A 12,523-nucleotide genomic window follows, 5' to 3' on the forward strand; every position below is an offset into this window, starting at 1 on the left:
ATCACAGCGTGATCCGCCGGGTCCGCGCACTGGTTCGGATGTGCGGACCCGGCGGTCACCGTGGCCCCACCCCCTGGGGCCCGGAGGCCGTAACCGTGGTTCGGGCGGTTACGGCCGGGTCAGTGCCGCATAGCGGGCGGTGTGGTGCGCGGTGGTGCCGTATTCGTACTGCACGGCGGTGAGACGTTTGAAGAAATGGCCGATGGCCAATTCCTCGGTCATGCCCATGGCCCCGTGCAACTGCACCGCCTCCTGCCCGATGAGGCGGGCGGCCCGGCCGATGGTGGCCTTGGCGGCCGAGGCCGCCTTGGCGCGTTCGGCCGGGGTCGCGGTCAGCTTCAGCGTCACCAGATAGCTTGCGGCAACGGCCTGTTCGAGTTCCAGATGCATATTCACCATGCGGTGCTGCAGCGCCTGGAAGCTGGCGATGGGGACACCGAACTGGTGCCGCTGCTTGGTGTATTCGACGGTATCCGCGACCACCTTGCGCATGGCCCCGACCGCCTCGGCCGAAATCGCGGCGATGGCTTCGTCGATGGTCGCCGCCACCGCACCGCCCGCATCGGTCAGCAGCAGGGAATCCGCCGGGAGACGCAAGTTCTGGAAGGTCAGGTCCGCGGCCGGGCGTTCGTCGATGGTGCGGTACGACTCCACGGTGAGCCCGGCGGGCGGGTTGGCGGCATCGAAATCGACCGCGAAGAGCGCGATTTCGCCGTCGATCGCCGCGGTCACCAGCAGGTGGGTGGCGATCGGGGCCGAGGTGACCACGGTCTTCACGCCGGTCAGCAGCCAGTCGTCGCCCTCGCGCACGGCGCTGGCGGCGATGGTGCCGTAGTCGTAACCGGACTGGGGTTCCAGTCCGGCGAAGCCGATGACCACCGAGCCCTCGGTGATACCGGACAGCAGATCCTCGGCGCGCTTACCGCTCGCTCGCCGGAGCAGCCCGCCACCCACGACCACGGTGTCCACATAGGGTTCGACCACCAGCGCCCCGCCGAGCGCCTCGGCGATGATCATGGTCTCGACGGGTCCGCCGCCGATGCCGCCGACCGATTCGGGCAGCGCCGCGCCCAGGATGCCGACCTCCTCGGCCAGTCCGCGCCACACCCGCGGCTGCCAGCCCGCGCCGATTCGCGCTGCGGCACGGCTGCTTTCGAGGTCGTAGCGGGCCGCGAGATATTCGACGACGGTATCGCGGAGCAGTTCTTGTTCAGCGGTGAAGGAGAAGTCCATGGCTACAGTCCCAGGGTCGCTTTGGCGATGATGTTTCGCTGAATCTCATTGCTGCCGGCGTAGATCGAACCGGCGCGATCGTTGAAATAGCGCAGCGGCGCGACCGCCTGCCATTCCTCGCCGGAGACGAAACCGTCCGCGGGCGGGGTGAAATCGGCGATCGGCCCGCCCGGCATGGTGGCGTGCGGCTGATAGACCCGCCCGCGCGGTCCGGCGGCCTCGAGCGCCAGTTCGGTCAGCGCCTGGCTCAGTTCGGTGCCCAGAATCTTGATGGTGGACGCGGCCGGACCCGGATCCTTCCCGCTGGAAACCAGTGCGAGCGTGCGGTATTCGAGGATCTCCAGCACATCCGCGCGCATCCGGGCATCGGCCAGCTTGGCCGCGAACGCCGGATCATCCAGCAGCACACCGCCGTTCGGGCCGGGCTGGGTGCGGGCGGCCTGTGCCAGCTCCTCGGCCATCACCTGTAGCGCCGGGGCCGCCGCGCCGCCGCCGCGCTCGAAATTGAGCAGGAATTTGGCGACGGTCCAGCCATCGTCGATGCGCCCCAAGACATTCGCCTTGGGCACCCGCACCTGATCGAAGAAGACCTGATTCTGCACCTGTTCGCCGGAGGTCATCACCAGCGGGCGGATCTGGATGCCGGGCGCGTCCATCTCCATCAGCACGAAGGTGATGCCCTGCTGCTTCTTGGCCTGCTTCGAGGTGCGCACCAGCGCGAAGATCCAATTGGCCTCGGTGGCGTGCGTGGTCCAGATCTTGGATCCGGTCACCACCAGCTCCTCACCGTCCTCGATCGCCGCCATGGACAGCGAGGCCAGATCGGATCCCGCCTCGGGCTCGGAATAGCCCTGGCAGAAGAACACCTCGCCGGTCAGGATGCGCGGCAGGAAGAAATCCTTCTGCTCCGCGGTGCCGAACGCCATGATGGCGTGCGAGACCATGCGAATCCCCATGGGGGACAGGTTCGGCGCACCGGCGAGGGTGCATTCGCGGCCGAAGATGTAGTGCTGGGTCAGGCTCCAATCGCAGCCGCCGTATTTCACCGGCCACGCGGGTGCGGCCCAGCCCTTGGCGTGCAGGATGTGCTGCCATTCCATGCTGGCCTCGTGGTCCGGATAGACGCTGGTGGCCAACCGTCCCGCGCGCCGCAGTCCGGGGGTCAGATTCTCATCGAGGAAGCGGCGCACTTCATCGCGAAACGCCAGCTCAGCGGGCGACCAGTCGAGGTCCACGAAAACTCCTTGTGCGAAGAACCGACCCCAACCATCTCACTGCCTCACCCTCGCTGGCAAATGTGCTGGCACCTGCCCTCACTTGACGGGATTGACATTCCACTGTGGAGGAATATCCTGGGATGTAAGACGTTCCACAAAGGAATATCGAGGAAGGAACGATCATGGACATCAGCCCCGGTACCCGCGCCTCCGATGCCGAGCGCGCACAGGTCGCCGAAGCGCTGGGCCGCCATATGGCCGATGGCCGCCTGGACGTCGCCGAATACCACGAACGCCTGAACCAGGTCTACGCCACCGCCACCCGCGAGGACCTGGGCCGGGTACTCGGCGATCTGCCGAAACTCTCGAAAGCGCCTGTGGCGCAATCGCGCTCACTGGGACGCTTCCCGATCTGGCAGCGCATCGAGGGCAGCGCCTGGCTCGCGGTCGGACTGCTCTGCGTCGCCATCTGGGCCATGGTCTCGGTGGCGGCGGGCGAGTTCACCTACCCCTGGCCCGTATGGGTCATCGGCCCCTGGGGTGCGGTACTGGCTTTCCGTGCCGTCATGGGTTGGGAGGCGACCGCCTCGAACCACTGCCGCGTGGATCTGCGCGCGCGATAGGGCAACGGACGGCAAAAGACCGGCGGCCCGGTGCACCGAAGTGCACCGGGCCGCCGGTCGAACTCCTGCTAATTAGGCAGGGGTGATGTTCTCGGCCTGGGGGCCCTTCTGGCCCTGCGCGATGTCGAACGAGACCTTCTGGCCCTCGGTCAGCTCGCGGAAGCCCTGAGCGGCAATGTTCGAGTAGTGGGCGAACACGTCAGGGCCGCCACCGTCCTGCTCGATGAAGCCGAAGCCCTTTTCGGTGTTGAACCACTTCACGGTACCGGTAGCCACGATTGACTCTCCTCTTTGTTTTGGTGCGACCCGCACTTTGCGGGTCTGATGTCGCTGTAATGACCCCGTCAGGAATCACTGGAAACACAAATGCGCGCCTGCGTGATGGTCAGCAGGCGCGTACTGAAGTCTGTGAGAACCAAAAGTTGCAACACGAAAGACAGTACCTGATCTCCGGGACATCCGACGAATTCCCACGGTGTGGACGTGTCGCAAGTCATTAGCGCGACGAATGACGACCCGGACCACTGCGATCACCCCACCCGCCGGTCGGCGCTCGACAGGACGCGTTGTCGGCATACTCGGGGCAATCGCGAATTACCGGGTAGCCTGGGCGGCTGTGCACCTCAAGAGTCTGACGCTGAAGGGCTTCAAGTCCTTCGCGTCCGCGACGACGCTGCGGTTGGAACCCGGCATCACCTGCGTGGTGGGCCCCAATGGGTCGGGGAAGTCGAACGTCGTCGACGCCTTGACCTGGGTGATGGGGGAGCAGGGCGCGAAAGCGCTGCGTGGCGGAAAGATGGAGGACGTCATCTTCGCCGGCACCGCCGGCCGCGCGCCGCTGGGGCGCGCCGAGGTGACCCTGACCATCGACAATTCCGACGGCATGCTGCCCATCGAGTACTCCGAGGTCTCCATCACCCGCCGCATGTTCCGCGACGGCGCCGGTGAATACGAGATCAACGGCAATTCCTGCCGCCTGATGGATGTGCAGGAATTGCTCAGCGACTCCGGCATCGGCCGCGAAATGCACGTCATCGTGGGTCAGGGGCGGCTTTCGGCCATCCTGGAATCCCGGCCCGAGGATCGCCGCGCCTTCATCGAAGAGGCCGCGGGCGTGCTCAAACACCGTCGCCGCAAGGAGAAGGCGGTCCGCAAGCTGGACGCCATGCAGGCGAATCTGGCTCGCTTGACCGACCTCACCACCGAACTGCGCCGCCAGCTCAAACCGCTCGGACGCCAGGCCGAGGTGGCCCGGCGCGCGGCCACCGTACAGTCCGAATTGCGCGACGCGCGCCTGCGCTTGGCGGCCGATGACCTGGTCAGCAGGCGGCATGAGCTGGAGAGCCAGCAGAGCAAGGAATCGTACGCGCGCGAACAGCAGGTCAACGTGCACGCGGAATTGGATGCCGCCAATGCCGCACTCGCACAGCAGGAATTCGAGCTGTCCCGGCTCACCCCGAGCGCGGAGGCGGCGGCGCAGACCTGGTTCCAGCTGTCCGCATTGACCGAACGCGTCAATGCCACTATTCGAATCGCCCGGGACCGCGCACGAAATCTGACCATCGAGCAACCGGTCGGCGAGGGCCGCGATCCCGATCAGCTCGAACGCGATGCCGACCGGGTCGAGGCCGAGGAGGCCGAACTCGTCGAGGCCGTCGAGATCGCCACCGAAACCCTCGAGGCCGCCCGCGATCTGCTGCACGAGCGCGAACAGGCCGCCAAAGCCGCCGAACAGGCGCATCTGGCCGCCGTGCGCGCCATCGCCGACCGGCGCGAGGGCCTGGCCCGGCTGTCCGGACAGGTCGACACGCTGCGCTCGCGCGCGCAATCGGTGGACGGGGAGATCAATCGCATCTCCGCCTCCATCGCCGAGGCGCGCCAGCGCGGTTCGGCCGCCGACGCCGAATTCGAGTCCGTCCAGGAGGAATTGAGCGAGCTCGATTCGGGCGAGGCCGGATTGGACGCCTCCTACGAACACGCCGCCGAGGCCCTGCAACTCGCCGATCAGCGTGTCACCGAACTGCGCGAACAGGATCGAGAGGCCGGAAAGCGCGTCGCCTCGCTGACCGCGCGCATCGAAGCGCTCACCATGGGCCTGGCCCGCCGCGACGGCGCGGCCTGGCTGCTCGAACACCGCGCCGACGGACTGCTCGGACCGCTGTCCGGGCTGATCCGGGTGCAGGGTGGCTTCGAAGCCGCCGTTGCCGCCGCGCTCGGACCGCTCGCCGATGCCGTCGCCGCCGATACCGGGCCCGCCGCGCACGCCGCCGTGCGCGCGCTCAAGGACGCCGACGGCGGACGCGTCGCGCTGGTGTACGCCGGTGCGGCACAACCGGATTCGCGCGGCGGCGGTGCGCTGCCCGACGGTGCGCGCTGGCTCGCCGACGTGGTGGAATGCCCCGATCACATGCGCGGTGCGATCGCGGCGCTGACCACGGGCATCGCCGTTGCCGCCGATCTGGAGACCGCAACCCGCGTCGTCGCCGCCCGCCCCGAATTGCGCGTGGTCACCCGCGAGGGCGATCTCACCGGTGCGGGCTGGGTGCTGGGCGGTTCCGACCGCGCGCCCAGTCAGCTCGAGGTGCAGGCCGAAATCGATTCCGCCAAGGCCGAACTCGACTCCTGGGTGCGCCATGCCGAGGAATTCGAGGCCGCGCTGTCGGGTGCGCTCGCCGAACAGACCGACCGCAAGGAAGCCGTCGATCACGCGCTGCTCGCCCTGCACGAATCCGATCAGGCGCTGGTCTCCATCTACGACCGGCTCGGACGGCTCGGCCAGGGCGCGCGCAATGCCCAGCGCGAATGCGAACGACTGCTCGCCCAGCGCGCCGAAACCGAGGCCGGGCGCGAGGAGACCCTCGCCAAACTCGCCGAACTCGAGGACCGGCTGCGGCATGTGGAAGGTGAAGGCTCCGACCTGGATTCGGATTCCGCCGGTACCGAGACCGCCGGATACGCCCGCGAAGAAGCCGCCGCCGCGCTCGCCGAAGCCCGCACCATGGAGGTGGAGGCGCGCCTGACCGTGCGCACCGCCGAGGAACGCGCGGAATCGGTGCGCGGCAAAGCGGATTCGCTACGCCGCGCCGCCCGCGCCGAGCGCGAGAACCGCGCCCGCGCCGAACGTCAGCACGCCGCGCGCCGCCAGGCCGCCGCCGTCGCGGCCGTGGTCGCCGAATCCGCCGAGAAGGTCGCCGCCGAACTGGAGAAGGTCGTCGCGCAGGCCGCGCTGCGCCGGGACGAATTGGTGCGCCGCCGTACCGAATTCGCGGCGCAGGTGGATCAGACCAAGGAGCGCGCCCGCGCCCTCACCACCCAGCTGTCCCAGCTCACCGATGTCGTGCACCGCGACGAGGTGGCGCGCGCCCAGGCGGCGCTGCGCATCGAACAGCTCGAAACCACCATCTCCGAACAGTTCGGGTTGGCCCTGGACGACCTCATCAACGAATACGGTCCGGACACCCCGATGCCGCCGACCGCACTGGAGATGATGGAGTACGAGGCCGCCAAGGAACGCGGTGAGCAGGTCACCGAACCGCAGCCCATGCCGTTCGACCGCGCCACCCAGGAACGCCGCGCCAAACGCGCCGAGAAGGATCTCACCACCCTCGGCAAGGTGAATCCCCTTGCGCTGGAAGAGTTCGCGGCCCTGGAGGAGCGCTACAACTTCCTCGCCACCCAGTTGGAGGACGTCAAGAAGGCCCGCCAGGATCTGCTCGACGTGGTCGCCGAGGTCGACGCCCGCATCCTGCAGGTCTTCACCGAAGCCTGGGAAGACGTGGAGCGCGAATTCGTCGGCGTCTTCGGCAAACTGTTCCCCGGCGGTGAGGGGCGGCTGCTGCTCACCGATCCCAATGACATGCTCACCACCGGTGTCGAGGTCGAGGCCCGCCCGCCGGGTAAGAAGGTCAAGCGGCTCTCGCTGCTGTCCGGTGGCGAGAAGTCGCTGACCGCGGTCGCGCTGCTGGTCGCCATTTTCCGCGCCCGGCCGTCCCCGTTCTATGTCATGGACGAGGTCGAGGCCGCGCTGGACGATACGAACCTGCGCCGCCTTATCGGCCTTTTCGAGCAGTTGCGCGAGAAGAGTCAGCTGATCGTCATCACGCACCAGAAGCCGACCATGGAGATCGCCGATGCGCTCTACGGTGTCAGCATGCGCGGTGACGGAATCACCCAGGTGATTTCGCAGCGATTGCGCGGCGAGAATTTGGTGGGCGCGTCCGCATAGTCGGTGCGATGCGGGAATCCCATTGAGTGGGAGTGAAATTCCCGACAAGCCGACTATTTGAAACATGATCACGTCGGAGTGGTGCGGCGAATAGCCTCCGGGGGCTATGAGAGCTTCTTTCGCAGGTATTGCCCTCGGTGTCGCCGCAACCCTCGCCGTCCCGGCCGTCGCATTCGCCGACAGCGGATCGTCCTCGCTGTCCGGCGGGACCGGATCCTCATCCCTGTCGGGCGGGGGCTCCGGCTCCTCCTCGCTATCGGGCGGGGGCAGCAAGCCCAGCTACAGCCAGTGGATCGCCGATGTCACCGCCGTCACCACGCAGGCGCAGAGCTACCTGACCGCCGCACTGCCCGGCGCGACCAAGCCCGCCATCGTGCTCGATATCGACAATACGAGCCTGGAGACCAGCTACAACCCCAGCCCGATCGTCCCGGCCATCCCGCCCGTGCTCGCCCTCACCAAATGGGCCAAATCCCAAGGCGCCGCGCTCATTTTCGTGACCGGACGGCCCTCGGTGCTCGGCATCTACACCCAGGCCAACCTGGCCGCGGTGGGGTACTCGGTGGACGGGCTGTACGGCGGCGGGCTCACCACCGGATCCGCCGGTGCGGGCGCGCTGGAGTCGTACAAGACCGGCGCCCGCATCGATATCGAGAGCAAGGGCTACACCATCGTCGCCAATATCGGCAACAGCGCCTCCGATCTCGCGGGCGGGCATGCCCAGCAGACGTTCAAGCTGCCCGATTACGACGGTGCGCTGAACTGAGTCTCAGTCCGCGAGTAGCGGTTTCAACTGTGCCGCACCGGTTTCGGTGAGCCACTGTTCGAAAGTGCGCAGCGTGGGCAGGATTTCGCGCAGCGCCGGAATATCGGCGCGCCAGCCCTTGCCGGTGCGCGTCATTCGGTAGATATTGAGGACCTCACCGCCGAGACCGGCGGCGAACTCCTCGGGCAGTTCCTCGTAAGTGACGGTGTGCCCGGTGATCTCACTGATCACCGCGGCCGCCGCCACCATGGTGCGGGCATCACCCGCCAGCTCCAGAATCTGCCCGTGGAAACGTGCGGGTTCGGCGAAGGCCAGTTCGGCGAACGCCGCCACATCGTCCACCGCGATCATCTGGATCGGGATATCGGCCGGGAACAGGTGCCGGTGCACGCCCGCCTTGATGCCGTCCATCGGAAGGCCCTGCGCCAGATAGTTTTCCATGAACCGCACCGGGCGCAGAATGGTCCACTCCAGGCCGCTGCCCCGTATCGCGTCCTCGATGCGGCGCTTACCGTGCGCACCCCACTGCGCCTCGGCCTCGAACGAGGCGATACCCGAGAAGACGAGCTGCCGCACCCCGGCCGCCTTCGCCGCCGCGACAAGGTCCTCCCCGCGCCGCGCCTCCAGCTCGACATCCCAGCCATCGGGCCCGAACGCCGCGGGCGGAATGAGGAAAACCGCACTCGCCCCCTCCACTGCGGCCGCGATCGTCTCGGGCGCGTCGAAGTCACCCCGCGCCAACTCCGCTCCGGCGGCCGCGAGCCCTTGCGCCCCAGCCGATTCCGTATCCCGGACCAGCGCCCTTACCGGCCGCCCCGCCGCCAGCAGCCGTCGTGCCGTCGCACCACCCTGCTTCCCGGTCGCGCCGGTCACCAGGACGAGGTCATTTCCCACAGACATGTGTTCTCGGTTCCTTCGGTAGTATTCGGGTCGGCCGACCCGAATAGCGACGCTACGACCGGGCGTCATCAGGTCGCCAGCGCCGACAAGGAAAGCCGTAACGAAATGAATGCCCCGGCCGGGTCCCGCCCCGCCCCCGAAATCCGCCGTGCCTCCGATGGCAGCCCGGCGGCCGCTCGCGCCGATGCCCGCCGCAATCGAGCGCTGGTGCTCGCGGCCGCGCAGCGCGCCTTCGCCGAGGACGGCACCTCGGTGTCCCTGACCGAGATCGCGCGTCGCGCGGGCGTCGGCGCGGGCACCGTGCACCGGCATTTCCCCACCAAAGTCGAACTGCTGGAAGCGGTTCTGCAACAGCGCGTCGACCGCCTCACCGCGCTGGCCGTCGGCTACCGGGACGCGCCGGACGCGGGCCTGGCCTTCTTCGCCTTCTGCACCGAGGTCATCACCTCGACCAGCGGCAATACCGCCCTGTGTGAAGTCCTGGACAGTGACGGCTGGCCGCGCGACATGCTCCGGGAAGCCGGGCAGCGCTTCCACCGTGCGCTCACCCCATTACTCGACGCGGCCCAGTCGCAGGGATCGGTGCGCGCGGACATCGCCCTCGCGGATGTCCTTGCCCTCTACACGGGCTGTGTTGCCGTCCAACGTGTTTCACCCGGACCCGGACTCGCCCGCCCGGCCGCCCTGATCCTCGACGCCATGCGCGCGACGCCCGCACACCCCATCGTGACGAAACCCCCGAAGTCCGATGCACCGCGTGACGAAACCACCCACCGTAACGAAACCACCCGCCCGCCCTGCCCCGTCTGCGCCACCCCCATCCGCCCCACCGGCACCGGCCGCCCCGCTCGCTACTGCTCGCCCGCCTGCCGCCAGAAGGCCCACCGCCGACGCCACACACCCCTGTCCTGAGCACACCGCGGGAGACCCCAATCGGTGTTGTCGCGCGGATTGTGGTCGGTCGGAGTGGTGGGGCAAAGATGTACGCGCACAGGAATGGTCGCGCGCGGATAGGCTCGCGGGGTGGTGTGGGTGTCTGCGGTGGCGTTCGGGGTTGCCTGGTGGCTGGGGTGGTACCTGGTGGCGCGGGATGCGCGTAAGGCGGTGTTGCGCAGGGCGGCGGCCGGGCTGATCGCCTATGCGATCGCGGTGGTCGCGGATCAATTGGCCACGGGGGACGCGTGGTTCGACGGAATGCGGATCGTGCTGGTGTGCATTCCGGCGGTGGCGTGGAGCGGGGTGTTCACACTGCTGCTCACCGAACGGTGGGCGGTGCACGCGGATCGGCTGTGGCGGTTGGGGCTGGTGCCGGTGAGCGCGGTGCTCGCCATGCCCGCGGCGGCCGGATTCCTGCCCGCCGGTTATGTTCTCGGCGCTCTCGCCCTGCTCGCGCTGATGGCCTGCATGCTCGCCGTACTCGGTCAGCAGGGGGATTGGGCCGAGGACGCGCGGCGGCCGGTGACCGGACTGCTCACCGTGGGCGCGCTCATGTTCGGACTCAGTTCCTCGCTGATCCTGCTGGGGCTCAATGTATTACCGCGCACCGCCATGCTCTCGGCCATCGCGGTGGATCTGGTGCTGCTCGGCGTCGGCATCGCGGTGCTGGACGCCTTCGAGGAAGGGCAGGCGCTGCGCGCGGATATGCTGCGCTCACTGTTCATCTCGGCCACCGCCGCCACGGTGTTCGGCGGTCAGGCCGCGGTCGCCATCGTGCTGGCGGGGGAGCGGCCCGCACTGGTGGTCCTGCTCTTCGGGGCCATCGCCGCCGCCATCGCCATGCAGGTGCTCAACGCGCCGATCCAGGCGAGCATCGACCGCTTCGCCTTCGCGCCACCACTGCGCGAGGCGCGCGACGAACTGCGCACCGCCGCCGAGGAATTGCCGCGCAAACGCATCGAGACCGGACTCGCCGCGCTCGGCGAGGAGGAGTTCGCCCGCATTACCCGGCGCGCGCTGAGCCACTACGCCGATCTCGGCAAACTGGTCGCCAGCCCGCTCATCGATCTGCCCGCCATCGATGCCCGGTTGCGCGGCCGCGATACCCCGGCCGGACCGCTCGATCGCGCCACCGAACTCAAGGCGCTGCTGACCGAGAGCATCAGCCACCTCAAACCGCGCACCGGCGAGGACTTCGGCACCAGTGAGGAATGGCGGCACTACAACTCGGTGTACTTCTACTACGTCGCGGGCATCCGCCCCTACAGCGTGCGCACCAAACGCACCGACCTCGACCCGGTAGCGCGGCGCGCCCTGACCTGGTTCGCGGATCAGGTACCCGAACGGACACTGCACAATTGGCAGAACGCGGCAGCGAGAATCATTGCCGCACAACTGCGTGCGGGGCTGGACAGCACGGTTTCCTGAACCGATAAATCGCTCTCACCTGCGGTTGGCAGTACTTTGCAGCTCTTGGGATGGTGACGGCAGTGCGGTAACGGCGAACGTCGGTACATCGCAAGCACCGCTTCGGAAGGAACCGATTCCCATGACCGCCAGCACCGCCACCGCCCCCCGCCTGATCGCCGGAATGTCCCCGCTGCGACTGGCTTACGAAGCCGACGGCATCGTCACCCTCGCCTCTGGCATCCTCATCGCGGCCCTGTCCGGGGTGCTCGACACCGCCCTCGGACTCTCCACCGAACTGCTCCTGGGCGTCGGCGCGTTCTTCATCCTCTACGCGGCAGCCGTCCTCGTGGTCGCCACCCGCCGCGAGATCCCGCGCCGCCCGGCCGCTTTCATCGCCGCACTGAACGCGGTATGGGCGGTCGACAGCGTCATCACCGTCGAAGCGGGCTGGGTGCATCCCACCACCCTCGGCACGGTGGGCATCCTGTTCATCGCCGCCTTCACCGCCGCCATGGCCGCGGTGCAGACCTACACCCTGCGCACCTCCCGCTGAACCGCACACCATCGACCATGCCGCCCGGCTGCCGGCCGGGCGGCATCGCGGTGCGGTTCAGTTCGGCGAATCCGGTTGCGGGCGTAGGCCGTCCAGCATGACCCGCAGCACGCGGTCGACGGCGTCGGGATACGACTCGCCTTCGCGGGTGTAGACCTGCACGGTCATGAGCAGCGAGATGTCGTCGGGGCCGATATCGGGGCGCAGATCGCCGTCGGCCTGCGCCCGGGCGGTCATACGGGTCACCAGATCCACGACGGCCGCGCGGACGTCGACCAGGCGGGGGTCGGCGTGCATGGCCCGGTGTACGGCCGGGCCGATGGCGGAAGACTGTGCGCCGAGCTGCATTTCGACGCATTCGCGCAGGAAGCGGCGCATACCGCGCCAGGCGGTGCGCTCCTCGCGCCAGGCGGTGGCGGCCAGATCCGAGAGCCGTTCCAGATGCGCCTGCGCGGTGCCGACCAGCAGGGCATCGCGATCCGGAAAGCGGCGGTAGAGGGTGCCGACGCCCACCCCGGCGCGGTCTGCGATCTCCTTCATCGGCACCTCGGTGCCGCGCTCGCGGAAGACCGCCAGCGCGGCATTGACGATCTGATCCCGATTGCTGCGCGCATCGGCCCGTAGGCGGTCGGCCGTCGGACTCACCTCCAAAAGTTTAAG

At 68.2% G+C, this 12,523-nt stretch carries 11 protein-coding genes; 6 read left to right on the forward strand and 5 right to left on the reverse strand.

From position 1 onward, the window contains the following. Positions 1–108 precede the first annotated feature (108 nt). On the reverse strand, positions 109–1,233 hold the full coding sequence (locus AB0L82_RS03735) for an acyl-CoA dehydrogenase family protein (protein WP_364630513.1): 1,125 nt from the start codon (positions 1,231–1,233) through the stop codon (positions 109–111). Positions 1,234–1,235: 2 nt separating this feature from the next. Then, positions 1,236–2,468, reverse strand: a complete 1,233-nt coding sequence (locus AB0L82_RS03740; RefSeq protein ID WP_364630515.1) for an acyl-CoA dehydrogenase family protein — start codon at positions 2,466–2,468, stop codon at positions 1,236–1,238. A 164-nt stretch (positions 2,469–2,632) separates the two neighbouring features. On the opposite strand from AB0L82_RS03740, the gene AB0L82_RS03745 reads away from it, so the two are divergent. After that, entirely contained in the window at positions 2,633–3,073 is a 441-nt protein-coding gene (locus AB0L82_RS03745; RefSeq protein WP_364630518.1) for a DUF1707 domain-containing protein, read from the forward strand. Positions 3,074–3,145: 72 nt separating this feature from the next. Here AB0L82_RS03745 and AB0L82_RS03750 read toward each other — a convergent pair whose 3' ends face one another. Further along, entirely contained in the window at positions 3,146–3,349 is a 204-nt protein-coding gene (locus AB0L82_RS03750) for a cold-shock protein (protein ID WP_067574676.1), read from the reverse strand. Between the two features lie 340 nt (positions 3,350–3,689). Between AB0L82_RS03750 and smc the strand changes: the two genes are divergently transcribed. Both smc and AB0L82_RS03760 read left to right on the forward strand, forming a co-directional pair. Next, positions 3,690–7,298: a chromosome segregation protein SMC gene (smc, locus tag AB0L82_RS03755; RefSeq protein ID WP_364630522.1), complete on the forward strand. Its 3,609-nt coding sequence runs from the start codon at positions 3,690–3,692 to the stop codon at positions 7,296–7,298. A gap of 106 nt (positions 7,299–7,404) precedes the next feature. Then, a complete protein-coding gene (locus AB0L82_RS03760) occupies positions 7,405–8,064 on the forward strand; it encodes an HAD family acid phosphatase (protein ID WP_364630525.1) in 660 nt (219 codons plus the stop codon). Positions 8,065–8,067: 3 nt separating this feature from the next. Here AB0L82_RS03760 and AB0L82_RS03765 read toward each other — a convergent pair whose 3' ends face one another. After that, a complete protein-coding gene (locus tag AB0L82_RS03765) occupies positions 8,068–8,964 on the reverse strand; it encodes an NmrA family NAD(P)-binding protein (RefSeq protein ID WP_364630528.1) in 897 nt (298 codons plus the stop codon). A gap of 105 nt (positions 8,965–9,069) precedes the next feature. On the opposite strand from AB0L82_RS03765, the gene AB0L82_RS03770 reads away from it, so the two are divergent. From AB0L82_RS03770 to AB0L82_RS03780, 3 genes are all read left to right on the forward strand, one after another. Next, positions 9,070–9,876, forward strand: coding sequence for a TetR/AcrR family transcriptional regulator (locus AB0L82_RS03770; protein ID WP_364630531.1), 807 nt, complete (start codon positions 9,070–9,072; stop codon positions 9,874–9,876). A gap of 111 nt (positions 9,877–9,987) precedes the next feature. Continuing rightward, positions 9,988–11,328 carry a hypothetical protein gene (locus tag AB0L82_RS03775; protein ID WP_364630534.1) on the forward strand — a complete coding sequence of 447 codons (1,341 nt, stop codon included), beginning with the start codon at positions 9,988–9,990 and terminating at the stop codon, positions 11,326–11,328. A gap of 121 nt (positions 11,329–11,449) precedes the next feature. Next, a complete protein-coding gene (locus tag AB0L82_RS03780; protein ID WP_364630536.1) occupies positions 11,450–11,863 on the forward strand; it encodes a hypothetical protein in 414 nt (137 codons plus the stop codon). Between the two features lie 57 nt (positions 11,864–11,920). Here the strand turns inward: AB0L82_RS03780 and AB0L82_RS03785 are convergent, their stop codons facing one another. Next, positions 11,921–12,508, reverse strand: coding sequence for a helix-turn-helix domain-containing protein (locus AB0L82_RS03785; RefSeq protein WP_364630538.1), 588 nt, complete (start codon positions 12,506–12,508; stop codon positions 11,921–11,923). Positions 12,509–12,523 lie beyond the last annotated feature (15 nt).

It is taken from the genome of Nocardia sp. NPDC052001, from assembly GCF_040680615.1.
Lineage (GTDB): Bacteria > Actinomycetota > Actinomycetes > Mycobacteriales > Mycobacteriaceae > Nocardia.